The organism is Streptomyces sp. NPDC008092 (assembly GCF_042957285.1).
Lineage (GTDB): Bacteria > Actinomycetota > Actinomycetes > Streptomycetales > Streptomycetaceae > Streptomyces.
This window is the reverse complement of sequence record NZ_JBIBHY010000004.1, coordinates 637,878-664,400: the sequence shown is the minus strand read 5'-3', so window position 1 is coordinate 664,400 and position 26,523 is coordinate 637,878. Positions and strand designations below refer to the sequence as shown.

Below are 26,523 nucleotides of genomic sequence, written 5' to 3'. Positions count from 1 at the left end.
GAGGGTCAGTGCCCCGGCACGTACCCGCGCTTCTTGTCGACCACGTTGGGCAGGGATCTGCCCGCCGCCCACCGCTCGTACAACTCCACGAACTGGATGCCCAGTTCGTCCCGCCAGCCGACCGTGTCCCCGCCCATGTGGGGAGAGACCAGCAGGCCCGGCACGTGCCACAACGGACTGTCGGCGGGCAGCGGCTCGGTCGCGAAGACGTCCAGGGCCGCGGCCGCGATCCAGCGCCGGGTCAGCGCCCGGACCAGGGCCTCCTCGTCGACCAGCCGGCCCCGGCCGACGTTGATGAAGCAGGCCGACGGCTGCATCACGCCGAAGCGGTGCGCGTCGAACATGCCGTACGTCTGCTCGGTCAGCGGGGCGGCCGCGATCACCCAGTCCGCCCGGGACATCAGCCGGTCCAGGTCGTCCGGGCCGTGGATGCCGGTGCGCGGGACACGGCCGACCAGGGCCGTGGTGACGCCGAGCGCCTTGAGGGTGCGGACGATCGCCCGGCCGATCGGCCCGGTGCCGACCACGCACGCGCGCGTGCCGGCCACCCGGCGCGCCTCGCGGTGCCGCCAGGTCCGCTCCCGCTGGAGGTCGAGGGTGCGCGGCAGGTCCTTGGCGATGGCCAGCACCAGCGCGGCCACGTACTCGGCGACGGGCGCGTCGAAGACCCCGCGCGCGTTGGTGACGACCGTGCCGGACGCGGCCAGCTCCGGGCACATCAGATGGTCGACACCCGCGCTCGCGGTGTGCACCCAGCCCGGCCGGGGCCCCTCGCCCGGCCAGGCCTCGCGGACGGCGTGCGAGGCGAAGTCCCAGACCAGGAGGACGTCCGCGGCCGGCAGCCGGGCCGCCAGGCCCGCCGCGTCCGTGCGCACGATCCGGGCACGGCCGGTGAGCCGGCCCAGCCGCGGGGGCGGGTCGGCGTCGAGGACCAGCAGAGTGGGCACGGGCGGTGTCATGCGGGGCGGTCTCCCGGTGTCCGACAGCGTCTGACATGGGCGGACGGGACGTCTCGGATGCGCGGATTGACCACGCTGGCACCCGAACCCACCTTCGTCAACACGATCCCGGCTTCGTCCTGGTGGCACCCGGCCGGTCCTGTCGGCCAACCAGGTCACGATGTGGGCGGCGCCGCGCAGGCGGGGTACCCGAGCGGTGGGCCCTTGTCGGGCGCCGGTCCGTCACCTGGACGGATCGGCGTCTCCCCGCCAGCGGTCCGTACTGCCGGCCGAACAGCAGGAAGGGTGGACATGACAGCGCTCGGACTCCTCTACCCGGGGCACTCCGCGGAGGACGACTACCCCCGTATCGAGCAGCTCCTCGGCAGCGACATCCGGGTGGACGTCGTCCACACCGACATCGGTGAGGACGCGCACCGGGTGGACGCGTTGCGCGCGACGGGGGCCGCGGAGCGGCTGGCCGCCGGGGTGGCGGAGCTGCGGCTCGCGGGCGCGGACGCGGTGGTGTGGGCGTCCACCGGCGGCAGCTTCGTATACGGCTGGGAGGGCGCCCGGCAGCAGGTCCGCGCGCTCGCCCTGGCGGCCGGGATGCCGGCGTCGTCGACGTCGTTCGCGTTCGTGCACGCGGCGCGGGAGCTCGGGGTACGGCGGGTGGCGGTCGGCGCGACCTACCCCGACGACGTGGCGTCCCTCTTCGCCGGCTTCCTGGCGGCCGGGGGCCTGGAGGTGACCGGCGTGCGGTCCTCGGGGACCGTGACGGCGGCGGAGGTGGGGACGTGGGGGGAGGAAGAGGTCCTGACCCTGGCGCGGGCGGCCGACGTCTCCGGCGCGGAGGCGGTACTGCTGCCGGACACGGCACTGCACACGGCGGCCCACGTGTCCCTCCTGGAGAAGGCGCTGTCGAAGCCGGTGTTCACGGCGAACCAGGTGACCGTCTGGGAGGGCCTCCGCCTGGCCGACCGCCGGGTGAACGCCCCGTCCCTCGGCACCCTGTTCACCCGCGAACCGATCATCCAGGCCTGACACGCCCGGCGCACCAGGGGGCGCCCCCTGGACCCTGTGGGGGCTGCGAAATCGGTAATCCTGAGCCCCGCCCTCGTCGTCGCCGAGGGCGGGCACCGCCTACCGCCGATGAGCTGTATCAGATCCAGGTGTGAGGTGGTTGTGTGCACGTTCGGTGTTTCCTTAATTCTCTGAGAAATTTTCTACAACCATCCGGCACAGGTGTCCGTCTGGTTAACACAAGGGTGTGTAGAGGTTGATGTAGAGGAGTTCAGGACGTGACCGTGCGTTCCTTTGCCCGGCGGATGCGACCGCGAGTCGAGCGGAAGGCCGCCGAGAAGGTCTGGCAGCTGCGCACCATGCGGCGCCGCCGCACGGCGGCGGTCACGGACCCGGTGCTCCGCCCGGTGGCGGTGCGCGGCCAGCAGCTCTACGGACGGGTCGTGACCCGGTTCAGCGCCGCCGAGGCGGCCGCCGCCAACCTCGGACTGGTCCTCGCCGCGCTGGAGCAGGACGGCATCCCCTACTTCCTGGTGCCGGCCTCGCGCACGCGCCACACGGTCGGTGTGAATGCCGTGGACCGGGAGCGTCTCCTCACCGCCCTGGAGGCGCAGAACGCGGGGAAGGCGGTGTTCATCGGCAGACCGCTGCCCGGCGGAAGGCTCAGGCACCCCGCCCTGTTCATGGACGGTGTCCTGCCGGCCGCGCTGCGTACGGCCCCGGTCCTGCGGATCGGGGAGAACCTCCTGGGCCCCGCGGGCCAGCTGCTCGCCGGCCCGGAGCTCGCCTGCGACGTCGAGTTCTGGGAGGACGGGGCACAGCTCCTCGCCTCCGCCGCAGGGCCCCGGCGCCTGGCCTCGGTCCAGCCGCAGGCCTCCGAGGACGTCTTCGCCGAGTCCCTCGTCGCACCCCGGAACAACGGCATCACGGACGTACTGCCCGCGTCCGAGCAGACACCGGCCGTGGTCCGGATCGGCGACCGGGAGCTGCCGAGCTTCGCCGCGCTCACCCTGCCGACCGTGAACGACGTGACCTTCCCCGTCGACGTCGTCTACACCTGGGTGGACGGCGAGGAGCCGGAGATGCGGGCCAAGCGCGCCCGCCACCAGGAGCGCGGCACCGCCGAGATCCTGGACAAGGAGACCAACGCCTCCCGCTACACCAGCCACGACGAGCTGAAGTACTCCCTGCGCTCGCTCGCCATGTACGCCGACTTCGTCCGGCACATCTACCTCGTGACCGACGGCCAGAAGCCGCACTGGCTCGACGACACGGCCCCGGGGATCACGGTCGTCGACCACCGCGACATCTTCCCGGCGGACGTCCTGCCGGTGTTCAACTCGCACGCGATCGAGACCCGGCTGCACCACATCCCCGGCCTGTCGGACCACTACCTCTACTTCAACGACGACGTGTTCGTCGGCCGCCGGGTCACCGCGGAGCACTTCTTCCACGGCAGCGGTCTGATGAAGATCCCGGTGTCCCCGCTCAAGATCGGGATCGGCAAGCCGCACGCCGAGGAGACCGCCACCAACTCCGCGAGCAAGAACGTCCGCCGGCTGCTGCTGGAGAAGTTCGGGCGGATGACCACGAACAACTTCATGCACACCCCGCTGCCGCAGCAGCGCGAGACCCTGCGGGACCTGGAGGACCTCTTCCCGGAGGACATCGGCCGCACCACGGCGTCCCGCTTCCGTTCGCCGCAGGACATCGCTGTGACGGCCCCGCTGCTCTACCAGTACGCGCTGATGACCGGCCGCGGTGTGCCGGGCCGGTTCGGCTTCCGGTACGTCAACATCAGCCGCCCGGACGCCGAGGCCCGCCTGGCCGACCTGCGCCGCACCCGCCGCTTCGACTTCTTCTGCCTCAACGACGTCGACGTGCCGCCGGAGGAGCGGGAGCGGGTCGGCGTCCGGATGCACGAGTTCCTGGAGGACTACTTCCCCTTCGCGAGCCCCTTCGAGAAGTCCGCCGAGAAGTCCGCCGCGAAGTCCGCCGCGAAGTCCGCCGAGAAGCAGAACTGACGGGGGCTGGGGGGCATGGACATCCGTCACCGCTTCACTTTCACGGCGCCCGCGGGCCTGCGCGCCGCCCGGGACCTGCCGGCGAGCCTGTGCGCCTGGCTGTCGGCCAGGCTCTGGGCGCTGCGCGCGACCCGGGCCCGACGACGCCTGCGCGCCGCCGTCCCCGGGTGCGGGATCACCTTCGGACCGACGCGGCTGTACGGCCGTACGGTCGGCGCCTACACGGCCGCGGACGCCGCCGAAGCCGATCTCGAACGGGTCTGCACCCTCCTGGAAGGGCTGCACGTCCCGTACTTCCTGGTCCCCTCCGACCACGGACACGGCGCGCCGCGGCAGGTCGTCGGCGTCGAGGAGACGTACCGCGACGCGATCCTCGCCCGGGCCGCCCAGCGCTTCGCCGGCACCGCCGGGTACGTCGGCGCCGTCGGACCGGGCGGCACCGTGACGAACGCGGTGCTGTGGGCCGACGGCAGGCTGCCCCGGGCGCTGCGGCGGGCCGCCGTACTCCGCACCGGCGTGGTGCGCCTCGGCCCGGTGGGGCAGGTGCTCAACGGCCTGGAGACGGGGTGCGACATCGAGTTCTGGCGGCACGGCCGGGACCTCGGCGCCCCCTCGGATTCAGCCGGGGGCAGCGCCGGCGGCACCGATCCCGCCTGGCTCACCGTGCCCGGCAGCCGGCTGCCGGACGTCTTCGGGCCGGCGCTCGTCGCCCCGCGCCGCAACCCCGTGGCGGAAGTGCTGCCGGTGACGGCGCGCCAACCGGCGGCGGTGGCGCTTCGCCGCCGCACCGTCCCGACGTTCGTCCCGTTCGCCGGGCCCGGCATCGACGAGGTGCTGTTCCCCGTCGACGCCGTGTACACCTGGGTGGACGGGGACGACCCGGCGATGGCCGCGAAGCGCCGGGCCCACCAGGAACTCTCCGACAACGTCATCGCTCCGCGCGAGACCGGCGCCTCCCGCTACACCAGCCACGACGAACTGAAGTACGCGCTGCGCTCGCTGGAGATGTACGCCGGGTTCGTTCGGCACGTCTACCTGGTCACCGACTCCCAGATCCCGTCCTGGCTGGACCCGGAGGCGGAAGGCCTGACGGTGATCGACCACCGGGAGATCCTCCCGCCCGACGCGCTCCCGGTCTTCAACTCGCACGCGATAGAGAGCCGCCTGCACCGCATCCCGGGCCTGTCGGAGCACTACCTCTACTTCAACGACGACGTCTTCATCAACCGCCCGGTACACCCCGGGCACTTCTTCCACGGCAACGGCATCGCCCGCATCCCCCTGTCTCCCCTGAAACTCGGCACAGGCGCCCCGCACCCGCTCGAACCGGCCCCGAACTCCGCCGGCAAGAACGCCCGCGAGGTGATCAGGCGCTTCCACGGCAGACACATCACGCACAAGTCGCTGCACACCCCGCACCCCCAGCTGCTGTCCGTGATGCGCGAGATGGAGAGCCTGGGAATCGAGGAACTCGACCGGACCTCCTATTCCCGTTTCCGCTCCATCTCCGACGTCGCTCCGGCATCCACGCTCCACCACCACTGGGCGATGGCAACGGGCCGGGCCGTCCCCGCCGACTACCGCTTCCGCTACGTCCAGCTGGGCACACCGGACATGCACCGCCGTCTGGCCCGCCTCGCGGCCGGCGAGGACGTCGACTTCTTCTGCCTCAACGACGTGGACACGCCCCCGGAGGCCAGAACGGCTGCCCAGGCCGCCATCCGCGGGTTCCTGGACCGCAAATACCCCTTCCCGAGCCGCTACGAAGGAGCCTCCCGCACCAGCACCCGCCCCATCGCACCGCTCACGACGAGAATCCCGTTCCAGCCCACACGGGAGGAAGCACAGCGCCGCGAGGCGTAGCCGGCCCGGGCCGGACCGGGCAGCGAGGCGGGCACGGGGCGCCGTGCGCCCGCAGGTGTGTTCCTCGTGCCCCTGCCCTCGCACGGCGCTGCATGATCACCCAGGAGGCGCCCTGCCGGCGCCGGTAGGCGTCCCCACCCCCCCGCCCGCACGCCCCGCCCGCACGGAATAAACGGAGACCTCCTCCTGTTATCGCCCCCCAGGACAGCTCACAGCCGTAAATCAGGAGGCTCTCACCGTGTCGGCAGACGAGATCCGGGGCATCACCCACGGGACCGCCCCCGTCCCCCTCTCCGTACTGGACCTGGTGACCGTCGGCACCGGCAGTACCGCCACCGACGCCCTGCGCACCAGCGCCTCGCTCGCGCGGCTCACCGAGGCGCGCGGGTTCCACCGGTACTGGGTCGCCGAGCACCACTCGATGCCCGGCGTGGCGTCCTCCTCGCCCGCCGTGATCCTCGCCCACCTCGCCGCCCACACGGAGCGGATCCGGCTCGGGTCGGGCGGGGTGATGCTGCCGAACCACGCGCCCCTCGTCATCGCGGAGCAGTTCGGCACGCTGGAGGCGCTGGCGCCGGGGCGGGTCGACCTGGGGCTCGGGCGGGCGCCGGGGACCGACGGCGCCACCGCGGCCGCGCTGCGCCGGACCCAGACCCTCAACGAGGGCGCCGACGATTTCCCGCAGCAGCTCGCCGAGCTGATCCGGTTCCTGGACGACGACTTCCCGGACGGGCACCCCTACCGGCGGATCCACGCCATCCCCGGGCCGGTCCAGAGCACCGCCGCCGGCGGTGTGCAGTCCCCGCACCGGCCGCCGGTCTGGCTGCTCGGCTCCTCCGGGTTCAGCGCCCGGCTGGCCGGCATGCTCGGGCTGCCGTTCGCCTTCGCGCACCACTTCTCCGCGCAGAACACCGTCCCGGCCCTCGACCTGTACCGCGAGTCCTTCAGCCCGTCCGCCGTGCTCGACGAGCCCTACGCCCTCATCGGCGTCTCCGTCCTCGCCGTCGACGAGGAGCGCGAGGCGCGCCGCCAGGTGCGGGCCGGTGCGGTGAACATGCTGCGGCTGCGCACCGGGCGGCCCGGTCTGTTCCCCGACCCCGACGACGTCGAGCAGCACGAGTTCTCCCCGATGGAGGAGGAGTTCGTGCACTCCTGGACCGCCAACATCGTGCACGGCACCGCCGACGAGGTCCGCGCCGGCCTCGACGACCTGCAGAAGCGCACCGGCGCCGACGAGCTGATGCTCACCACGCACGCCCACCGCGGCGAGCTGCGCCTGCGCTCCTACGAACTGGTCGCCGACGCCTACGGCTTGCCGGCCGGGGTGTCCGCGTAGGTCCGGGTGTCCAGCAGCTCGGAGATACGATCCGGCGTCACCGGCCGGGAGTAGAGCCACCCCTGGCCGGTGTCGCAGCCGATGTGACGGAGGCGGGAGGCCTGCGCCGAGGTCTCGACGCATTCGGCGGTGACGGTGAGGCCCAGCCGGTGGGCGAGCTGGATCATCGCCTCGACGACGACCTCGTCGGCCGGGTTCGGGCGGTCGCCCGGGTCGTCGTACTGGAAGCCCCGGACGAAGGAACCGTCCAGCTTGAGGACCGAGACCGGGAGCCGGCTGAGGTAGGCGAGGTTCGAGTAGCCGGTGCCGAAGTCGTCGATCGCGATGCGGACGCCCATGTCGCTGAGGGCCTGGAGGGCCTGCAGCGGGCGGCCCGCGGAGCCCATGACGGCCGACTCCGTGAGCTCCAGCTGGAGCAGGTGCGGGGCCAGGCCCGTCTCCGCCAGGGTCTCGGCCACGTCCGCGACCAGGTCGGAGTCCCAGACCTGGCGGACGGCCACGTTCACGCTGACGAAGATCGGCGGCTCGCCGGGGTGGTCCAGCTGCCAGCGGCGGGCCTGCCGGCAGGCGGTGGTCAGGGCCCAGCGGCCGAGCGGGACGATCGAGCCGTCCTCCTCCGCCAATCCGATGAACCGATTCGGCGTTAGTGTGCCGAACTCGGGGTGGTGCCAGCGGACAAGGGCTTCGACCCCGTTCAGCCGCCCGTCCCCCATGCCCACCAGCGGCTGGTACTCCAGCACGAACTCGCCGCGTTCGATGGCCGGGCGGAGGGTGGAGGAGAGCGCCTGCCGGGTCACCAGGTGGGCGTTGCGCTCCGGATCGAAGAGCGTCCAGCGGGACTTGCCGTCGGCCTTCGCCCAGTAGAGGGTCGTGTCGGCGGCCTGCATCAGGCCGGTCGCGGTGGTGCCGGCGGCGTGCCGCTCCACCACCCCGATCGACGCCGACAGCGACAGCCGCTGGCCGGCCAGGTCGAACGGCGCCTGGAGGGCCGCCAGGGCGGACTCCGCGAGGTCGGCCAGCTGCTCCGTACCGGTCGAGTCCTCGACCAGCAGGGCGAACTCGTCGCCGCCGAGCCGGGCCACCAGCGGCGCGCCGGCCCGGGCGAAGCCGGCCTCGTCGGCGACCCGGGTCAGCCGCTCGGCGACGGCGGCAAGCAGCCGGTCGCCGACCCGGTGGCCGAGGGTGTCGTTGACCGCCTTGAAGCCGTCGAGGTCCAGGTAGCACAGGCCGATCCGGCCGGTGCCGCTCTGCTCGTACGACTCCGCCTCCAGCGCCGCCGACAGCCGCTCGAAGAACAGCGTCCGGTTGGGCAGCCGGGTCACCGGGTCGTGCATCTGCAAGTGCCGCAGCCGGGCCTGGAGTTCGCGGCGGTCGCTGATGTCGGAGACCGAGATCAGTACGCCGGGCGCGGTCCTGGCCAGCGGGGCGATGGTGACCTGGACCCAGACGGAGTGCCCGTCGGGGTGCTTCAGCCGCCGGGTGCAGCGCAGCTTGGCCTGCCGGCCGCGCAGTACCTCGCGGTAGGCGTGCCAGGTACGGGCGTCGGAGGCCAGGTCCACCAGGTCCGCGGCGATCCGCCCGGGCAGCCCGGCCTGATCGGCGCCGATCAGGGTGGCGAACGCCTCGTTGGCGGCGGTGACCAGCCCTTCGCGGTCGACCACGGCCATCGGCAGCGCGGCGGCCGCGAAGGCGTGTTCGTATGTCGTCGGTTCTGTCTTCTCGTCTGTCTGCTCGTACGACTTCCGGTAGGTCTTGTCACTCTCTGTGACGGCGGACCGGTCGAGGTCTGCCGCGGGCGTCGGCCCTTCGGACGTTCCGCTCACCGCTCGCTCCCGCAGTGCACTCGATCTCTGTCCGTGCAGGAAAGTGTGCCGATCATAGAGGCTGGCCCGAGGGCCTTCCAGCCACTGTCCAGTGTCCCCGATGAACCGGTGATTCTGACAGATCGTTTCTGCCCGCACCTGGACGGGTTCTTGAGTCGCCCGACCACTTGTGACGTTCCGTTAGCGTCCCGGGGTGTCGGCCGTTCGGGTCAGCCTGTGGTGACCAGGTGGTTCCTCACCCTTCTGGTTCAGATAAACAGGTCATAAGGTGACAAACTCACACAGGCTGGGTGCGGTGTCCCGCGAACCGCCCCCGGAGGTCCTTCCGTGCCGCGTCTCCTGCTGCGCAGTTCCGCCGCCGTGTTCACCACGATGTCGGCGCTCGTCGCAACGACGATCCTGACCGGGCCGTCGTCCGCCGAGCCGTTCTCCACGGCCCCCTGCGCCCTGCACCGCACCGACGCGCACCACTCCGAGGGCGTGGACACCTGGAACCCCGACTACACCCGCCCCACCCACCCGCTTTCGGCCGTGATGGTGTTCCTCTCCTTCCCGGACGCGGTCCCGCAGACCACGCCCGCGGAGCTCGCCGCCGACCACTTCCCGGCCACCAGCCGCTACTACGAGCAGGCCTCCTACGGGAAGTTCACCATCCGCCCGCACCCGCTCACCCACTGGCTGCGGATGCCCCGGCCCTCGGTCTCGTACGGCATAAGGCGCGACTGGAGCGTCCCGCTGCGGGCCGCCTACCTGCGGGACGCGTTCGCGGCGGCCGATCCCGAGGTCGACTTCTCGCGCTACGACGTCGTGTACCTCGTGGCCGACCCGGACGCGCCCGGCGTCGACTCCGACGCCACGAAGGTGGTCAACCTCGACACCCCGGTGCACCTGGACGGCACCGACGTCCGCCGGGTCGTCACGGTCTTCGAGAAGCACCCGCCGGACCGGCTGGTTCTCGCCCATGAGACCGGGCACGTCTTCGACCTCCCCGACCTCTACCACCGCCCGGTGGACGGCAAGGGCGACTGGGACACCTACGTCGGCGACTGGGATCTGATGGGCAGCCAGTTCGGGCTCTCCCCGGACCTGTTCGCCTGGCACAAGTGGAAGCTCGGATGGCTGGATCCGCGCCAGGTGGTGTGCGTCCGGGGGACCGCGCCGACCCGGCTGACCCTGGAACCGCTCTCCGCCGGGCCGGGCGTGCCCGCGCAGGGCGCCGCAGGCGCCCCGGCCTTCGGGCTCGGCGACGGCACCAAGCTGGCGGTGGTGCGCACCGGGCCCGACACCGTGCTGGCCTTCGAGGCGCGCGGCGCGTCCGGCAACGACAGCGCGGCCTGCCGGCAGGGCGTCCTCGTCTACCGGGTCCGCGACGAGACGGCCTCCGGCAGCGGCCCGGTCGAGGTGATCGACGCCCATCCGCACACCGAGGCCTGCTGGGAGAACTCGGTCTACCCGCCGCTGGCCGACGCCCCGGTCGCCCTCGGCGAGAGCTTCACCGTGCCCGGCGACGGCGTGCGGGTGGCGGTGGAGGGGCGGACGGAGTCCGGCGCCTGGAACGTGAAGATCACACCGGCGAAGCCGGACTGAACCCTGCCGAACCCAGCCGGCCAAAAGCCGAAGGCCAAGCTCACAGGAGCTTGGCCTTCGCCTACTTCGCGTGCGCCGCCAGGGACTCGAACCCCGGACCCGCTGATTAAGAGTCAGCTGCTCTAACCAACTGAGCTAGCGGCGCCTGCTGACGTCGTAGACCTTAGCATCCTGATCGGCGGGAGGAAAAATCGATATGCGCACGGTCGAGCGGGCCGCGCGGACGGCCGCCCAGAGCAGGATCTCCGGGCCGGGAAGCCACGGGTGCCGGGTGTCCGGGGCGACCAGCCAGCGGGTGCCGGCCGGGGCGGGGGAGGGGCCGATGCCCGGCGCCGGGACGGTCACCGCGTCGCCGGTGCCGTGGCACAGCAGCGGCGGTACGGTCCCGCCGCGGCCGCCCCACTCCTCCCAGCCCAGCAGCGACGGCAGCCGGGCGGCGGTGCCGGGAGCGGCGAACAGGAGCATCCGGCCCCGGAAGACCGCGACCGGCCCGGAGCCCGGCCCCTCGTCCCACAGCCGGTCCAGCATGCGGCGGCCGAAGATCGCCGGGGCGTTCACCACGTCGAACACGGCCCCGCAGGGCAGGACGACCGGGGCGTCCGGCCGCTCCTCCCAGAACGCGAGCGTGCTCCGCGGATACGTTCCTGCGGAGGCCAGCCAGGCGGCTCCGTCGGAGGTGACCCCGGCCGCGTCGCCGAGGTCGGCGAGGCTGCCGGGGAAGGTCTCGTACGGTGTGCGGCTCATGGGGAATTGATACCCCTCGTGAACGCCCGCTCGCCGTCAGTTGCGGAAAACCCGGACAGGGCCGAACGGAGAGGCGTATCTTGCCCACCCGGCATATGCCACCCGCTGGATCCGCCTAGATCTGCTCGGGTCCCTGCCCCTCCCTCCCGCGCAGCAGATCCCGGCCGAACTCGACCATCTTCTTCGCGTAGTCCTCGGTCCACTCGGCCTGCTCGGCGATGTCGGCCGGGGTCAGACGGTCGAAACGGCGCGGGTCGGCGAGCTGGGCGGCGGCCATGGCCTGGAACTCCACCGCCCGGTCGGTGGCGATCCGGAACGCCTGGGCCAGCTCCGTCGCCCGGGCCAGCAGCGCCCCGGGGTCGTCGACCGACTCCAGGCCGAAGAAGTGCTCGGGGTCGGCGACCGCTTCCACAGGCTCGAAGAGCAGGGGCGCGGGGCGTAGCCGCGGTTCGTTCCGACGCGGCGTGGGCTCCGCCATGTCTGGTCCTCCTCGTACGGTGTCGATGACTACGGTCCGATGACCACCGTCCATTGTCCCGCGCCCGCGCAAGGGGACCCTGAGGCCGGTGGCTCACGCTGCGCTCGCCCGGCCGCACAGCTGCCCGTCAGGACCGCCAGCCCACCCGGTGCTAGGCCAGATGCGCCGGCACGGCGTGGTTCGCCTCCCAGCCGTCGGGGGCTGTGACCATTGGCCGCCTCCGGCGGCGTGCCGGACTCCGTCCGGCGAGGGGGGCGGCGCTGAGGCGGGTGTCCGCCGGTCTGGTGCCCGGTGTGCCGGTCACGGCCGCCAGGTCACCCGGTGCTCGGCCAGATGCGCCAGCACCGCGTGGTTCGCCTCCCAGCCGTCGGGGAACTTCACGAGGGTTCCCAGCTGGACCGGTTCTGTCGACGGGTAGTCGTCCAGGAGGTCGGTCACGCCGGCGCGGCAGATCACGATGCAGGCGTGGCGGTGGCGGGAGGCGAGGACGCAGAGGCGGCCCGTCTCCAGGTGGAAGGCGGTGGCGTCGGGGCGGCCGGAGAGCGGGTGGAGGACGACCGTCACGTCGTACTCCCGGCCCTGGAGGCGGTTCGCCGTGTCGACGGTGACCTCGGGCACGCCCAGCTCCGCCAGGGCCGCGCGGACGGCCGCCGCCTGGTCGCGGTGGGCGGTGCCGACGGCGATCCGGTCGGCGGTGAGGGGGGAGGGGTCGGGGGAGCGTTCCGAGAGGGCCGCGCCGCCGCGGTCGAGGAGGCGTCGTACCACCGTCGCCACCGCCCGGACCGCCTCCGGGTCGGTGCGCGGGGTGTGCCGGGCGGGCAGCTCCAGCAGGCCCCAGCCGGACTCCGCCGCCTCGTCGATCACCCGGTCGGGCCCTGAGCCGTCGGAGGGGACGGCGAAGGCGAGGCGCCGGTCGCCGTGGCCGGTGCCGCTGCGGAAGGGCGTGTAGGGGTAGAACGCGCCGGAGACCAGCGGGGCCGCAGAGGCCGGCAGGCGCCAGGAGACCGGGAGGCGGTGCTGGGGCAGGCCCGGGTTGTGGGCGAGGAGCGTGGAGACGGCGGAGGCCGACGGGTCGTACGACAGGCCCGCCCACTGCTCGCTGCCCACGATCGCGAACGGGTCCAGCTGGCCGGGGTCGCCGACGAACAGCGCCCGTTCGAACAGGCCGGCCACGGCGAGCAGCGAGTCCGAGCGCATCTGGTACGCCTCGTCGACGATCGCGTGCCGCCAGGGCTCGTCCACCTTCACGTGCGCCCACTTCGCGGCGGTGGACAGCACGACCTGCGCCTCCCTGAGGTCGGCCGCCTTCGCCGACTTGCGGACGCTCGGCAGGTCGTCCAGCGCCTTGTCGTACGGGTCGGCGTCGCTGCTGTGCAGGCGGCCGACGGGCAGCTCCGGGTTCTTCTCGGCGAGCCGCAGGACCAGGTCGTCCACCTGGGCGTTCGTCTGCGCGACCACCATCAGCGGGCGGCCGGCGTCCGCGAGTTCCAGCGCGGCGCGGACCACCAGCGTGGACTTGCCGGCGCCCGGCGGGGAGTCCACGACCACGCCCCGGTCGGTGCCGTGCAGGGTGTCGCGCAGGATCGCGGCGGTGGCCTGCGCGGCGGCCGTCCCCGGATCGAAGTCCGTGGTCGTCACAGGACGTCCTCCGCCGTCATGGTGTCGGCCGCCTCCGGTGCCGTCTCGCCCGGCGGGCCGCCGTGCGTCCACGGGGTGTCCTCCGGGTCGGGCAGCTTGGCGCCGCCGCGCTGCTCGTGTTCGAACAGGGTGAAGACGAGCCGGTCGCCCTTCTCCGGCACGGAGCCCTCCTCCGGTTCCTTGCCGCGGCCCATCTTGTCCAGGACGCGCAGCACCAGGACCCCCTCCGCCTCGTACCCGACGAACTCCATGGACTGCGGCTTGCCGCCCAGCGAGCGGTACGCCTTGGCGCGCTCGCCCAGCTGCGGCCGGTCCTCCGTGCGCACGGTCACCAGCGGGCGCGGGCTGGGCCGCTTGCCCTCGCTGTACGCCATGACGACGTCGAGGACCTCGCCCGCGAACGCCTCCCCGGACAGCCGCCGCCCCGCCATCACCAGCGGGTCGTCGAGCGCCTCCTGGGCGTCGAGACGGGCCTGTTCGCGCTCGCGCGTGGCCAGCTTGTTGGCGGCGGTCACCGCGTCGTCGCGGCGCGGCTGCGGGGGCTCTCCGGCCAGCACCCGGTCGCGGTGACCGGTGAACGACCAGCGGTCGCGCGTCCACCGCTCCTCGGCCCTGGCCCCCTCCGGCAGCCCGCGCAGCAGGTCCAGGCCCTGCCAGACCGCGTCCCAGGTGGGCCGGGTACGGCTCTCGACCAGGTCGCGGATCTCCCGCTCGGCGGCGGTGAGGATCACCAGCCGGTCGTCGGCCTGGAGACCGTCCTCGGCCTCGGCGAGGGCGGTACGGGCCCGGTCGTAGCGCTCGAAGGCGGGGGCCAGCAGCCTGTTGTCGAAGGCCGGGTCGGTGGCCGGGCCGGCCGGCGGGCACAGCAACTGCCCGTCGCCGTCCCGCGCCAGCTCGGCCACCCGCGCGGCCGCCGCGCCCGTACTGCCCGCCGGCGGGGCGATCCAGGCGAGCAGCGCGCCCAGGTGCTGGTCCTCGATGCCGGACTGGCCGGTCGCCCAGTGCCGGGACAGCAGGTCCGTCATGGCGAGCAGGAGGGAGGAGCCGGGGACCCGGGCACGCTCGCCGAAGTGGGTGAGCCAGCGGCCGAGCAACGGCACCCGGGGCGGTGCCGGGTAGGGCGTCTCCGGGTCCTGCTCCGCCGTGCGCCGGAACCGCATCGACCGCCCCAGCAGCCGTACGTACTCGATGCCCGCGCGGCCCGGGACGATCAGCTGGGGTGCGTCCGCGCACAGTTCGACCTCGACCTTGACCCGCTTGCCGGTCTCCGGGTCGGTCTCGGTGCGCTCGGCGGCCTCGACGCTGTCCGCGTAGGAGTCCAGGTAGGGCAGGACGACGTCGGCGAGCTGGGCGAGGAACGCGAACCGCAGGTCGCGGTCGCGCGGCTGGGGCACGGTCAGCAGGCGCGGGGCGTCCCGGTCGGTGCCGACCAGGGCGCCGAGCGGGGCACCGGCCTCACCGGCGGTGGTGAGCGGCACGAAGACCAGCGGGTGGTCGGAGAGGTGCCGGTGGCGGACGGTCGCGGCGGGCTGGGCGGTGCCCGAGCTCACGGCTTCCAGGCGGGCGAGGGTGGTGATCAGGGACACCGGGCCCCCTGCAGAACCTCCGCCCGCAGGGCCGCCGCCCGGCGCAGGGCCGCCACCGCCGGGTCGGCCGGATCGCCGCTCTCGCCGCGCGCCGCCGACAGTACGTCCTCGACGGTGGCCAGCCCGCCCAGCTCGGCGCGGGCCGCGCGGCCCAGCGCGGTCACCTCGTCGGCCGCGCGGGACCGCTGCCGGCAGTGGAAGGCCAGCTCGCAGGCGGACAGGCACTCCGGCGCGTACGCCGCGGGGACGGCGTCCACGGCGGCCGTGAGCCGCTCCGCCGGCAGGTCCGGGGCGAAGCAGGTGCCCTCGGGGAGGGCGTCGGCGATGTCCTGGACGCGGGTGAGCCGGGCCAGCTGGCGGGCGGTGACCGCGCGCTGCTTGCGGACGTCCACCGCGGCGGCGGTCGGCAGGTTGGCGAAGTCCTTGGGGCAGACCAGCAGCACGTCATGGCGGACCCGCGGGGCCGGGGTGAGCCGGGCCGCGACCTGCTCCAGGGCCAGCACGTACACCGCGGCCTGCCGGGCGGCCGCGCCCACCTTCGCGGGGTCGGCGGCGCCGTCCAGCATCGGGAAGGACTTGATCTCCACGACCGTCCAGCTGCCGTCCGGGTGCACGACCACCGCGTCCGGCTCCAGGAACGCGGGCGAGCCGGCCACTTCCAGGGCCAGCATCGGATGGTCGAACAGCGCCCAGCCGCCCGCCTCGACGGCCTCGCGCAGCGCCAGCGCCGTACGGGCCGTACGCCCCTCGGGCCCGATCGCGGACAGGTCCGGCACGGCGGCCCGCTCGGCGGGCTCGGCGCCCGGGTCGAGGCGGGTGCGCACCAGCCGCAGCAGCTCGGCGCCGCCGTCCGCCTTCACCTTCGCCTCGAAGGCGTTGCCCCGGGTCAGCGCGAACTGGGACTGGCCGAAGGCCGACGGTGAGCCGAGGGCGCTCGCCAGCGCGGTCTTGTCCACCCCGGCGCCGTCCAGGATCGCCCGCCGCCGGCACCCCGGGTTCGCGGCGAGCGCCGCGAGGGCGCGCGCGTCGAGGGCCTTGGCCGGGACGGCGGGGCCGCGCAGCTCAGCGAGCCGGTGCCGGAGCGCCGTCCCCCGCGTCTGTGGGGGAAGCGTCCGGTTCGGCTGCGGCGGCGAGCCGGGACTCGCGCTGCGATGGAATTCGCTCACCCGCCGAAGTCTGGCATCCGGCACTGACAATCGGGGAGCCTGCGCCGTCCGAGCGGGCCGCGACGAGGGAGGCGCGCGGGGTGATCCGCACCCTGATGAGGTCCGCGACCCGCATCACGTACGGCGCCAGCAGGTAGCCCACGCCCATCACGAAGACGCCCGCGACCGCGTCCAGGAAGTAGTGGTTGGCGGTGCCCATGACCACGATCGCGGTCAGCAGCGGGTACGCCACGCCGAGCACCTTGGTCAGGCGGTTGCCGCCGTGGCGCCAGAGCATCACCCCGCACCACAGCGCCCAGCCGCAGTGCAGGCTCGGCATCGCCGCGTACTGGTTGGTCATGCCGCCGAGACCGCGCGGGGCGCTGGCGTCGCCGCCCCACCAGCCGTACGAGCTGTACTGGGCCATCGTGTCGACGAACCCGTACTTCACGTCCAGCAGCCGGGGCGGGCAGGTCGGCAGCAGGGTGAAGCCGATCAGGCCTATGAACGTGGACGTCATCAGCCAGGTGCGGGCCCGCCGGTAGACCTCGGCACGCTTGCGGAACAGGAAGACCAGGATCACCGGGGTGACCAGGTAGTGCAGCGAGGCGTACCAGAAGTCCGCCGGCACGCCGAGCCACGCCTCCCGCGTGAAGAGGCGGTTGAGCGGGTGCTCGGCGTTGAGGTGCAGGGCCTTCTCGACGCGCAGGATCGCCAGGCCGTGGTCGACGGCGGTTGCGGTGTCCCCGCGCGCGAGCAGGCGGCCGGCCGTGTAGCAGCCGTACACCAGGAGGATCAGCGGCAGCTCGGTCCACCAGCGCAGCCGGGTTCGCGCAGCCACCTCGGTGCCTGGTTTCTCGGTCTGCGGCATCCGACTGCCTCCCCCTTCTGGTCCCTGTCCGCGCGGCACCCGGCGGGCCGACCGTGACACTTTACGTTGCGCGTATTCCCGCCCATGCAGGGCGCTCAGCACTCAAAGACGCGGAGAACGCGTGCCGGGTTGCCCGCCCTCCCGGCCCGTTTCCGGTGTCTTCCCGGCGCCTTCCCAGGGTGGGCGATGATGGAGGTGTCCCGCTTCCGAATTTCTCCCGAAAGGTTCTCCCTCCATGGCACCGCGCATCCTGCTGGCCCGGCACGGACAGACGGAGTGGTCGCTGTCCGGCAAGCACACCGGCAGGACCGACGTACCGCTCCTGGAGGAGGGCCGGCGGGGGGCCAAGCTGCTCGGCGAGCGCCTGCACCGGCCGCCGTTCGACGGCCTCGCCGACGCCGAGATACGCACCAGCCCGCTGGCACGCGCGCGTGAGACCTGCGAACTCGCCGGGTTCGGCGAGCGTGCCGCCCGCTGGGACACGCTGATGGAGTGGGACTACGGGGCGTACGAGGGCCTGACCCCGGCCGAGATCCAGGCCGCCCGCCCCGGCTGGCTGATCTGGCGGGACGGTGTCCCCGGGGGCGAGTCCCTGGCGGAGGTGGCCGAGCGGGCGGACGAGGTGGTGTCCTGGGCGCGGTCGGCGGACCGGGACGTCCTGGTGTTCGCCCACGGGCACATCCTGCGGTCGATCGGGGCGCGGTGGCTGGGCCTGCCGCTGGACTTCGCGGCACGCATCCGGCTGAACCCGACGTCGCTCTCGGTACTCGGGTGGGCGTACGGGGAGCCCGCCATCGAGAGCTGGAACGACTTGGGGCACCTGTTCGGCTGACGGCCGACGGCTGGTGGGGGCTGGGGGGGCGCTTACCGGCGCTTGCCGGGTGCCGCTGCGCCCACCCGTGCCGCCCTGCGGCACGATTGCCCGCAGCTGGGTGGCTGACGCGACTGCAGCGCCCCGTAAGGGGCGCGGGGAACTGCGCGAACGGCCCCCACCGGCCCGCGGCCGAAACCCGGCCTACACAACCCTTGGCGTGGACGCGTGCCGGTCCAGGAACTCCTGGACCCCGCTCGCCCGGCGGTGCGGCAGCAGTACCCGGGCCGTGCCCGCCAGCATCCCCTGGATCCGGGACGACTGGACCTGGTCCAGGAGGTCCAGCACCCGCATGCCCGCCGTCGCCGCCTCGTCGGGACGCCCCCCGCGCGCGAGGTCGTCCGCGAGTTCCGCCGTGTACAGCGCGATGTTCCTCGTGAAGTGCGGATCCTGCAGCTCGGCGGCCCGGTGCGCGTGGCGTGCGGCGCGTCGCCAGTCGCCCAGCATGGACCAGCACTGCGCCTCCAGGCCCTCCAGCTCGGCCTCTCCGTAGAAGCTCATCCACTCGGGGTCGGCGTCCGAGTGGCCCCGCTCGAAGAGGGCCTGTGCGCGGGCCAGCGCCTGTTCGGTGCCGGTGCGGTCGGCGAGCCCCGCCCAGCCGCCCGCCTCGCGCAGGGCGAGGAGGGACATGAGGCGGGCCGAGCCCAGCGGGCGCCCGACGCGCTGCGCGGCCTGGGCGGCGCGGACCGCCTCCCGGGGGCGCCCGGCGTCCCGCGCCAGGAACGCCGTGTTGCAGAAGGCGTGCGCCTCCAGCCCCGGGTCCCCGGTCATCCTTGCCGTCGCCAGCGCCTCCGCGTAGTGCGAGCGGGCGTCGTCGAAGCGGCCGGAGTCATGGGCCAGCCAGCCCACCGAGATGGCCAGCTCACCGGCGCCCGAGTGCAACCGCTCGGCGGTCGTCTGCCGGGTCGCGCCCGCGTCGAGGAGCGCGTACGCCGCGCGCAGCGGAGCCGCCGCGCGCCGGTACAGCCCGTCCGCGCCGTGCCGGTCGTCGAGCAGCCGGATCCGGCGTACGGCCTCCTCCAGGGCGGCCGCGTGCGAGGACCCGGCACGGCGCACCGGCCGGTCCGCTGCCACGGCGTCGATGGTGAACCCCAGCGGGCCCAGCGTGGCGGCGGCCACGGTGGCGCCCCCGCCGGTCATGAATAGGCGACGCAGCACGTCGCTCTCCTCGTAGTTGTCGTGCGTCTCGTACGGGTCCTGCGGGTACCGCATCTCATGCGGGTCATACGGTTCGGCGGCCCCTTGCGTCTCACCCGGGGCGAGAACCAGGGGCACGTCCTCAGGCGGCCGCGCCGCCCGTCCGCGGACGGACGAGCGGGGTGCGAAACCGAGGTCGGCGAGCGTGCGACCGGGAAACATGTGCAGGAACACCCGTTCGTAGGCGTAGTTCGGGCAGCGGATCTCACCCGCCTCGACCCGGCCGATGTAGCGCGCGTCACAGCTCACCCGCTCGCCGATCTCGCGGGCGGCACGCCGTACCAGCGCGGCGAACTCGGCCGGCGAGTGCCGGCCGCGTACCTGCCGGAAGGCGACGTTCGGCCGTACCGGCCGATCGGGCTGCGACGAGGTCGTGGTTGACGACGTCATGGCCGGGTCCTCTCGTGCGAACCGTCGAACCATGCCGGACTCATGGTGAGTTGTCCGAGTGGACCCTTGATTCCGGCGGGCAAGAACGTACCTGCTGTGTCGGACCCGTGACGCTGGGTTTGGCTACAAACCGGATATCTCATCCACGATCTGCCATGAACTGCCATCCTTTGCGGCTGACTTCCGCCGTAGCCGTTGACGCGGTGGCGCGTTGGACCTCATGGACGGCAAGAGGGCTGCGCGGTGGAGGCCGGGATGGAGACCAGCCAGAGCAACGATCCTTGTGACGATGCGGGATGCGACCTCGTGACGGTGCCGGCCCGGCAGGGCCTGGAGGCGGTCGACATCCTGCGCCGGGGGGCCGGGGAGGCGGTGGGACCCGTGCTCCACGACGACGGGGGAGGCACCCTCGCCTTCGTGGTGCCGGCCGGTACGGCGGCGTGCTGGGACGTACCCGGCAGCACCTGTACCGAGACCGAGGGGCGCGGGCTGCGGCTCAACCCGGAGCCTCCGGTCGAGGGCTCCGACTGGCTGCTGCCGCCCGGTGAGGCCGAGCTGGCGACCGATCCGGCGGTGCTGCGGCGGGCGCTCGGGGAGGCGGCCCGGATGATCGCGGCCGCGGACAGCTGCCGCTGAATTTCCCGGACGGCCGCCGCCTGGGAAAATGGCGGAATGGGCAAGTCCAGGAACTCACGTCGCCGGTCGGCCGCCGCTGCCGAGGCCGTGGTCGAGGCCGTCGACGGCGGCCTCGCCCAGCTCATCCCCGACCCCGACCGGGGCCGGGCCTGGACGCTGCTCATCGACGGCGCCCCGCAGTCGCACGTCGACCTCGACGACCCGGCGTACCTCTCCTTCGAGTACCAGCGCCGGCTCGGCCATGTGATCGACCTGGTGGCACCGCCCGGCAGGCCCGTGCAGGTCGTGCACCTCGGCGGCGGTGCGCTGACGCTGGCACGGTACGTCGCCGCGACCCGGCCCAGGTCCACGCAGCAGGTCGTGGAGCGGGACGCGGCCCTGGTCCAACTGGTCCGGCGCGAGCTGCCGCTGGACGCGAACGCGCGGATACGGGTGCGGTCCGTGGACGCCCGGGAGGGACTGGGCAAGGTCCCGGACGCCTGGGCGGACCTGGTCATAGCGGACGTGTTCAGCGGGGCGCGCACTCCGGCGCATCTGACGTCCACGGAGTTCCTGGACGCCGTGCGGAGGGTGCTGCGGCCGGGGGGTGTGTACGCCGCCAACCTCGCCGACGGGCCGCCGTTGACCCATCTGAGGGGGCAGATCGCCACCGCGGGGGCGCGGTTCGCGGAGGTCGCGGTGGTGGCGGACGCGGGGGTGTGGCGGGGGAAGCGGTTCGGCAACGCGGTGCTGGTGGCGGCCGACGTACAGCTCCCTGTCGGGGAGTTCACCCGGCGCTGCGCATCCGATCCGCACCCCGGGCGGGTCGAACACGGGCGGTCCTTGAGGGACTTCACGGGTGGGGCGGTTCCCGTGACGGACGCGGTGGCGGTGGCTTCGCCTCCGCCGCCGCCTTCGGTGTTTCGTTGAACCTGCGGGCCGGCGGGGGCTGATCGCGCAGTTCCCCGCGCCCCTAAAAGACAAAGACACAGCTGCGGGCAGTCGTGCCGCTGGGGCGGCACGGGTGGGCGCAGCGGCACTCGGCAAGCGCCGGTGAGCGTCCCCACCCCCCGGCCCCAGCCAACGCTCAGTAGGTCTCCACCTGCACCTGCGGCGCGGTGTCGTGCCACGTGCAGAAGACCGTCACCCGGTCCGTGCTCCTGCTGAACTCGACGCGGATCCACGTCTCCGTCTTCCAGACCTGCATCGACCAGCCCGTCCCCGGCGTCGCCGACACCAGGGTCGCGCTGGTGGTGCCCAGGTCGAACACGGCCCGCCCGCCGTCGGTGTCGTAGGCCTTGACCTGGCCCGAGGCGGAAGGGGAGGAAGAAGCGGTGGCGGACGGGCTCGGGGTGGTCGCGAGGGACCTGGACGGCGTCGGCGTGGGAGAGGCCGACGGGTGCGGGGAAGCGGTGCGCGAAGGGCGCGGCGCGCGGGACGTGGCAGACGCGAGGGCCTTGGCGCCCTGGGCCGTCGGGTCGTCGTCCGCCGCCGTGACGGGCAGGGCGCGGGGCGGGGCGTAGGCCGTGGCCGCCATCACCGTGTGGACACCCCACCACGACAGCGTGACCGCCGCGCCCGTGGCGAGCAGCCAGGCCATTACGTGTACGAGTCCTCTGCGCATCGCGGGCCATACTGCCTCAGGGGTACCGCCATGCGCACTCGACCCGAGTTATCCACAGGCTCCGACCGGCGCCTGCCGCATGGCGTACGGTGCGGCGCATGGCAAGTGTGCTCGTGGTCGAGGACGACCAGTTCGTACGCTCGGCGCTCATCCGGCATCTCACCGACGCCGCGCACACCGTGCGCAGTGTCGGCACGGCACTGGAGGCGCTGCGCGAGGTCGCCCATTTCCGTTTCGACGTGGTCGTGCTGGACCTCGGACTGCCGGACCTGGACGGCTCCGAGGCGCTGAAGATGCTGCGCGGCATCACCGACGTGCCCGTCATCATCGCCACCGCCCGGGACGACGAGACGGAGATCGTCCGGCTGCTCAACGCGGGGGCGGACGACTATCTGACGAAGCCGTTCTCCGTCGAGCACCTGTCGGCGCGGATGGCCGCCGTGCTGCGCCGGGCGCGGTCCGGCGGGGGCGAGCCGGCACCGTCGAGCGTGCTGCGGGTCGGCGGACTGGCCGTCGATCCACTGCGCAGGCAGGCCGAGTTGGACGGGGTGCGGCTCGACCTCACCCGGCGGGAGTTCGACCTGCTGGCCTTCCTCGCCGGGCGGCCGGGGGTCGTGGTGCCGCGCAAGGAGCTGCTGGCGGAGGTCTGGCAGCAGTCGTACGGGGACGACCAGACCATCGACGTGCATCTGTCCTGGCTGCGGCGGAAGTTGGGGGAGACGGCGGCCCGGCCGCGGTATCTGCACACGCTGCGGGGGGTCGGCGTGAAGCTGGAGCCGCCCGGCGGGGAAGCGAGGCCGGTCGGATGAGATGGGCTCTGGTCAAGGTCTGTCTGGCGGTCACCGCGATGGTCGTGGTCGCCTTCGCGGTCCCGCTCGGCCTGGTCGTCAAGGAGCTGGCCCGGGACCGGGCGTTCTCCAACGCCGAGCGGGAGGCCGCGGCCGTCGCCCCGGCGCTGTCCATCACCACCGACCGGGACAAGCTGGAGCGGGTGGTGGCCTCGGCCGGCGCCGACCGGGGCATGGCCGTGCACATACCGGCGGCCGGCGGCCAGGGCGCCGTCGACATCGGGCGGCAGCGCGCCGCCGACCGGGACATCGCGGCCGTACGGAAGCTGGGCCGGGCCTCCACGACCGGGGTGGCCGGCGGGTCGACCCTGCTGCAGCCCGTCGCACTCAGCTCCGGTGCCATCGCGGTCGTCGAGGTGTACGTGCCCGAGTCCGAGGTGACCAACGGGGTCGGCACGGCCTGGGCGGTGCTCGCCGCCGTCGGCCTGGCGCTGATCGTCGGCTCGGTCGCGGTCGCCGACCGGCTGGGCGTACGGATGGTGCAGCCCGCCCAGCGGCTGGTCGAGGGCGCGCACGAACTGGGGGAGGGCAAGCTGGGGGCGCGGGTGCCCGAGGAGGGGCCCAACGAACTGCGGCTGGCGGCGGTCGCGTTCAACTCGATGGCCGACCAGGTCGTCCAACTGCTGGCGAACGAGCGGGAGCTGGCCGCCGATCTGTCGCACCGGCTGCGCACTCCGCTCACCGTGCTGCGGCTGAACGCGGCCTCGCTCGGGGAGGGGACCGCCGCCGAGCAGACCCGGGCCGCCGTCGCGCAGCTGGAGCGCGAGGTCGACACCATCATCCGGACCGCCCGGGAGGCCAAGCCGCAGACCGCGGCCGCCGGGCCGGGCGCCGGGTGCGACGCGGCCGAGGTGGTGCGGGAGCGGATGGGCTTCTGGTCGGCGCTCGCGGAGGACGAGGGCCGCAAGTGGCGGGTGGCCGGCGCGGACCGGCCGGTGCGCATACCCGTCGCCCGCGCCGACCTGGCCGCCGCGCTCGACGCACTGCTGGGCAACGTCTTCCGGCACACCGCCGAGGGCACCGCCTTCGCGGTCGACGTGCACAACGCGGAGGACGCGGTGATCGTGCTGGTCTCCGACGCGGGACAGGGCATCCGGGACCCGGAGGCGGCGATGGCCCGGGGGCGGGGTTCGGGGGCGGCGGGGTCGACGGGCCTCGGCCTGGACATCGTGCGCCGGCTCGCCGAGTCGACCGGCGGCGACGTGCGGATCGGGTCGTCGGTGCTCGGCGGGACCGAGGTGCGGATCTGGATCCAGCTGGACGGCCGCAAGCCGGAGCGCAAGGGGCACCGGGGAGCGGTGCGCCGACGCCGTTCGCGCAGGCAGCCGGGGGACCCGGGCCGGAGAGGAACCGGCGGAACCGGGGGAACCACCGGGCGAATTGGTCTCGACCTTTAATCGCTCCCGATGCCTTCCTTAAGCGCACCCTAAGATCCTCAACAGCCGTCCCTATCAGGCCGTTTGTCCGGTTCACGGCCGCTAGCGTGCTGCCGCACCCCACCCCCTTTGGCAGGCGAAGGCAGGCACGGCATGAGCACGCACCGGCGCAGAATCAGCAGCAGGAACAAGGTGATAGGCGGTCTGGTCGCCGCGGCCGTGGTCGGTGGCGGGGCGATCCTGTTCACCGGGATCGCGCAGGCGGCCGGGGTCGGCGCCGCGTACACGAAGACCAGCGACTGGTCGACCGGGTACACCGCGCAGTACGTCGTCACGAACAACACCGGAGCCAGGGAGCAGAGCTGGACGCTGGAGTTCGACCTGCCGGCGGGTGCGAAGCTCAGCTCGCTGTGGAACGCCGAGTACAGCGTCAGCGGCCAGCACGTCACCGTGAAGCCGCCGAAGTGGGACACGGACGGCCTCGCGGCCGGCGAGTCGGACACCGTGGGCTTCGTGGTCAACGGCAGCGGGGACCCGACCGGCTGCCGTATCGACAACGCGAGCTGTTCGGCGGACGGTACGGCGACCCCGGAGCCGAGCGGCCGCCCGACGCAGTCGGCCACCCCGACCGCGACCGCGACCCCGACGGCCACGGCGACCCCCAAGCCCACGGCCACCGCCACCCCCACCGCGACGGCCACCCCCACCGCCTCCCCGACCCAGAGCACCGGCACCGGAGGCGGCACCACCACCTCCGCCGGCTTCGCCCCCTACGTCGACACCTCCCTCTACCCGGCGTTCGACCTGCTCGCGGCCGCGAACGCCACCGGCGTGAAGAACTACAACCTCGCCTTCGTCACCGACGGCGGCGGCTGCACGCCCAAGTGGGGCGGGGTGACGGACCTGGCGAGCGACGGTGTGGCGTCCCAGATCGGCGCCCTGCGCGCGAAGGGCGGTGACGTCCGGGTCTCCTTCGGCGGCGCCTCCGGCTCCGAGCTCGCCACCACCTGCTCCTCGGCGGACGCGCTGGCGGCGGCGTACGGCAAGGTCGTCGACGCGTACAGCCTGACCAAGGTCGACTTCGACGTGGAGGGCGGCGCGCTGCCCAACACCACGGCGAACACCAACCGCGCGAAGGCCATCGCCAAGCTCCAGGCCGCCCACCCGAACCTGGACGTCTCCTTCACCCTCCCGGTGATGCCCGAGGGCCTCACCCAGGACGGCGTGAACCTGCTCTCCAACGCCAAGGCCAACGGCGTGAAGATCAGCGCCGTCAACATCATGGCGATGGACTACGGCGCCTCGTACAACGGCGACATGGGCACCTACGCCACCCAGGCCGCCACCGCCACCCAGGCCCAGATCAAGAGCGTCCTCGGCCTCTCCGACGCCGCCGCCTGGAAGGCCGTCGCCGTCACCCCGATGATCGGCGTCAACGACGTCTCCTCCGAGGTCTTCAAGGTGGACGACGCCACCCAGCTCGTCGACTTCGCCAAGTCCAAGGGGATCGGCTGGCTCTCCATGTGGTCGGCCACCCGCGACCAGCAGTGCGCCGGCGGCGCCAAGTCCACCGCCGACGCCACCTGCAGCTCCGTCACCCAGGACAAGTACGCCTTCTCGAAGGCCTTCGCCGCGATCGGCTGACGGCCCCCCGGAGTTCCGGAGCCCGGTTCAGAAGGCGCCGGGCCCGCCGAACCCCCCGAAACCGCCCGGCCCGCCCATCGGCGGGCCGTGGTGGTGGAAGCCGTCGAGGAGGGCGTCCGCCAGGAGCATGCCGCCGACGCCCGCGGCGCCCGCGACCAGGGCCGTCTTCCACCAGGGGGTGCTGTACCAGCCGCCGGGGACGGTTCGGCCGCCTACCAGGCCGCCGGGGTAGTAATAAGGGGTGCCCGCGCCCGGGCGGTCCGACGACGTGTACGTCCGGCCGTTCACCGTCACCTGCCGGCCGGCCGCGGCGGTGCCCGTCGGCGGCAGGGCCGGGCCGGGGTCGAGACCGAGGGCGGTGCGGGCCGCCCGCACGTAGTGCAGGCCCTCGACGGCGGTCTGGGTGACCAGGGCGTACTGCGCCGGGGTGTACGCCGTCGCCAGCTGGGCCTGGGCCGCGCGGTGGCGTTCGGTCGCGTCCGCCAGGGCCTGCCGGGCCGCCCGGTCGTCGCCCGCGGCCAGCGTCGCGATGCCGCCGCCGAGCCGGTCCACCCAGCGGGTGGCCTCCGCCCCCGCGTCGGCGGCGAGGTCCTGCTGCGCCGTCTGCCCGGCGCCGGCCGCGGCGCGCTGCCGGTTCCGGCCGACGGCGGCCACCACCGACCCGATGACCAGCGCCAGCAGCACCAGCGCGATGAATCCCATGACGCCCTCCGGTGTCCACGTCCACGAGGATCGCTCGGTCACCTCGTACGACTCATGAGACGCCCGGGAGTTGAGAGACCGCTGATCGACGCCTGAGCACTCCCTGTGAGCGGGGCGCGGCCCCCTCCGCGCCCCGCTCGGCAGCGCCCCAAAGGGGCGCTGGGGGCACCCCCGGCCGAAGGCTGGGGGAGGAACTGCGC

At 73.4% G+C, this 26,523-nt stretch carries 22 protein-coding genes, 1 tRNA gene and 1 pseudogene; 12 read left to right on the top strand and 12 right to left on the bottom strand.

Annotated elements, in window-relative coordinates; genetic code table 11:
* Positions 1-5: 5 nt before the first annotated feature.
* Complete coding sequence (locus tag ACFZB3_RS15925; protein ID WP_391375488.1) at positions 6-959, bottom strand: NAD(P)-dependent oxidoreductase; 954 nt, start codon at positions 957-959, stop codon at positions 6-8.
* A 133-nt stretch (positions 960-1,092) separates the two neighbouring features.
* Between ACFZB3_RS15925 and ACFZB3_RS15920 the strand changes: the two are divergent.
* The 5 genes and pseudogenes from ACFZB3_RS15920 to ACFZB3_RS15900 form a co-directional block, all read left to right on the top strand.
* Positions 1,093-1,254: pseudogene (locus tag ACFZB3_RS15920) on the top strand (decarboxylase); the annotation flags it as partial.
* Positions 1,251-1,982 (top strand): decarboxylase, encoded by a 732-nt coding sequence (locus ACFZB3_RS15915; protein ID WP_391375485.1) that lies wholly within the window; start codon positions 1,251-1,253, stop codon positions 1,980-1,982. The pseudogene ACFZB3_RS15920 and the gene ACFZB3_RS15915, both read left to right, overlap by 4 nt.
* A 257-nt stretch (positions 1,983-2,239) precedes the next feature.
* Positions 2,240-3,985, top strand: a complete 1,746-nt coding sequence (locus ACFZB3_RS15910) for a stealth conserved region 3 domain-containing protein (protein WP_391375482.1) — start codon at positions 2,240-2,242, stop codon at positions 3,983-3,985.
* Positions 3,986-4,000: 15 nt separating this feature from the next.
* Positions 4,001-5,848, top strand: a complete 1,848-nt coding sequence (locus ACFZB3_RS15905) for a stealth conserved region 3 domain-containing protein (RefSeq protein WP_391375480.1) — start codon at positions 4,001-4,003, stop codon at positions 5,846-5,848.
* Positions 5,849-6,086: 238 nt separating this feature from the next.
* Positions 6,087-7,184, top strand: a complete 1,098-nt coding sequence (locus tag ACFZB3_RS15900; RefSeq protein WP_391375477.1) for an MsnO8 family LLM class oxidoreductase — start codon at positions 6,087-6,089, stop codon at positions 7,182-7,184.
* Here the strand turns inward: ACFZB3_RS15900 and ACFZB3_RS15895 are convergent.
* Complete coding sequence (locus tag ACFZB3_RS15895; RefSeq protein ID WP_391375474.1) at positions 7,154-9,007, bottom strand: EAL domain-containing protein; 1,854 nt, start codon at positions 9,005-9,007, stop codon at positions 7,154-7,156. The genes ACFZB3_RS15900 and ACFZB3_RS15895 overlap by 31 nt on opposite strands.
* Before the next feature lie 372 nt (positions 9,008-9,379).
* Between ACFZB3_RS15895 and ACFZB3_RS15890 the strand changes: the two genes are divergently transcribed.
* Positions 9,380-10,594 carry a M6 family metalloprotease domain-containing protein gene (locus ACFZB3_RS15890; protein WP_391375829.1) on the top strand — a complete coding sequence of 405 codons (1,215 nt, stop codon included), beginning with the start codon at positions 9,380-9,382 and terminating at the stop codon, positions 10,592-10,594.
* Between the two features lie 71 nt (positions 10,595-10,665).
* Here the strand turns inward: ACFZB3_RS15890 and ACFZB3_RS15885 are convergent.
* From ACFZB3_RS15885 to ACFZB3_RS15855, 7 genes are all read right to left on the bottom strand, one after another.
* Positions 10,666-10,739: transfer RNA gene (locus ACFZB3_RS15885), tRNA-Lys, on the bottom strand.
* Positions 10,730-11,338, bottom strand: coding sequence for a bifunctional DNA primase/polymerase (locus tag ACFZB3_RS15880; RefSeq protein WP_391375471.1), 609 nt, complete (start codon positions 11,336-11,338; stop codon positions 10,730-10,732). Before ACFZB3_RS15880 ends, ACFZB3_RS15885 begins: the two co-directional genes overlap by 10 nt.
* Positions 11,339-11,453: 115 nt before the next feature.
* The gene (locus tag ACFZB3_RS15875; protein ID WP_391375468.1) at positions 11,454-11,816 is read right to left on the bottom strand and encodes a hypothetical protein; all 363 of its coding nucleotides are present in this window, start codon (positions 11,814-11,816) and stop codon (positions 11,454-11,456) included.
* 300 nt (positions 11,817-12,116) lie between these two features.
* Entirely contained in the window at positions 12,117-13,454 is a 1,338-nt protein-coding gene (locus ACFZB3_RS15870) for an AAA family ATPase (protein WP_391375465.1), read from the bottom strand.
* The gene (locus ACFZB3_RS15865; protein WP_391375462.1) at positions 13,451-15,040 is read right to left on the bottom strand and encodes a hypothetical protein; all 1,590 of its coding nucleotides are present in this window, start codon (positions 15,038-15,040) and stop codon (positions 13,451-13,453) included. Before ACFZB3_RS15865 ends, ACFZB3_RS15870 begins: the two co-directional genes overlap by 4 nt.
* Positions 15,031-16,206, bottom strand: coding sequence for a hypothetical protein (locus tag ACFZB3_RS15860; RefSeq protein ID WP_391375460.1), 1,176 nt, complete (start codon positions 16,204-16,206; stop codon positions 15,031-15,033). Before ACFZB3_RS15860 ends, ACFZB3_RS15865 begins: the two co-directional genes overlap by 10 nt.
* Positions 16,103-17,056: a phosphatase PAP2 family protein gene (locus tag ACFZB3_RS15855; RefSeq protein WP_391375458.1), complete on the bottom strand. Its 954-nt coding sequence runs from the start codon at positions 17,054-17,056 to the stop codon at positions 16,103-16,105. Before ACFZB3_RS15855 ends, ACFZB3_RS15860 begins: the two co-directional genes overlap by 104 nt.
* Before the next feature lie 235 nt (positions 17,057-17,291).
* Between ACFZB3_RS15855 and ACFZB3_RS15850 the strand changes: the two genes are divergently transcribed.
* A complete protein-coding gene (locus tag ACFZB3_RS15850; RefSeq protein ID WP_391375455.1) occupies positions 17,292-17,888 on the top strand; it encodes a histidine phosphatase family protein in 597 nt (198 codons plus the stop codon).
* Positions 17,889-18,071: 183 nt separating this feature from the next.
* Here the strand turns inward: ACFZB3_RS15850 and ACFZB3_RS15845 are convergent, their stop codons facing one another.
* Complete coding sequence (locus ACFZB3_RS15845) at positions 18,072-19,514, bottom strand: hypothetical protein (RefSeq protein ID WP_391375452.1); 1,443 nt, start codon at positions 19,512-19,514, stop codon at positions 18,072-18,074.
* A 255-nt stretch (positions 19,515-19,769) separates the two neighbouring features.
* On the opposite strand from ACFZB3_RS15845, the gene ACFZB3_RS15840 reads away from it, so the two are divergent.
* A complete protein-coding gene (locus tag ACFZB3_RS15840; protein ID WP_391375450.1) occupies positions 19,770-20,150 on the top strand; it encodes a hypothetical protein in 381 nt (126 codons plus the stop codon).
* 36 nt (positions 20,151-20,186) lie between these two features.
* The gene (locus tag ACFZB3_RS15835; RefSeq protein WP_391375447.1) at positions 20,187-21,059 is read left to right on the top strand and encodes a fused MFS/spermidine synthase; all 873 of its coding nucleotides are present in this window, start codon (positions 20,187-20,189) and stop codon (positions 21,057-21,059) included.
* Between the two features lie 157 nt (positions 21,060-21,216).
* On the opposite strand, the gene ACFZB3_RS15830 is transcribed toward ACFZB3_RS15835, so the two are convergent.
* On the bottom strand, positions 21,217-21,753 hold the full coding sequence (locus tag ACFZB3_RS15830; RefSeq protein WP_391375444.1) for a hypothetical protein: 537 nt from the start codon (positions 21,751-21,753) through the stop codon (positions 21,217-21,219).
* Positions 21,754-21,851: 98 nt separating this feature from the next.
* Between ACFZB3_RS15830 and ACFZB3_RS15825 the strand changes: the two genes are divergently transcribed.
* From ACFZB3_RS15825 to ACFZB3_RS15815, 3 genes are all read left to right on the top strand, one after another.
* Complete coding sequence (locus ACFZB3_RS15825) at positions 21,852-22,562, top strand: response regulator transcription factor (RefSeq protein ID WP_362654302.1); 711 nt, start codon at positions 21,852-21,854, stop codon at positions 22,560-22,562.
* A complete protein-coding gene (locus tag ACFZB3_RS15820; protein ID WP_391375441.1) occupies positions 22,559-23,998 on the top strand; it encodes an ATP-binding protein in 1,440 nt (479 codons plus the stop codon). Before ACFZB3_RS15825 ends, ACFZB3_RS15820 begins: the two co-directional genes overlap by 4 nt.
* Before the next feature lie 132 nt (positions 23,999-24,130).
* Positions 24,131-25,621: a cellulose binding domain-containing protein gene (locus ACFZB3_RS15815; RefSeq protein WP_391375438.1), complete on the top strand. Its 1,491-nt coding sequence runs from the start codon at positions 24,131-24,133 to the stop codon at positions 25,619-25,621.
* A 27-nt stretch (positions 25,622-25,648) separates the two neighbouring features.
* Here ACFZB3_RS15815 and ACFZB3_RS15810 read toward each other — a convergent pair whose 3' ends face one another.
* Positions 25,649-26,323 carry a hypothetical protein gene (locus ACFZB3_RS15810; RefSeq protein ID WP_391375435.1) on the bottom strand — a complete coding sequence of 225 codons (675 nt, stop codon included), beginning with the start codon at positions 26,321-26,323 and terminating at the stop codon, positions 25,649-25,651.
* Positions 26,324-26,523 lie beyond the last annotated feature (200 nt).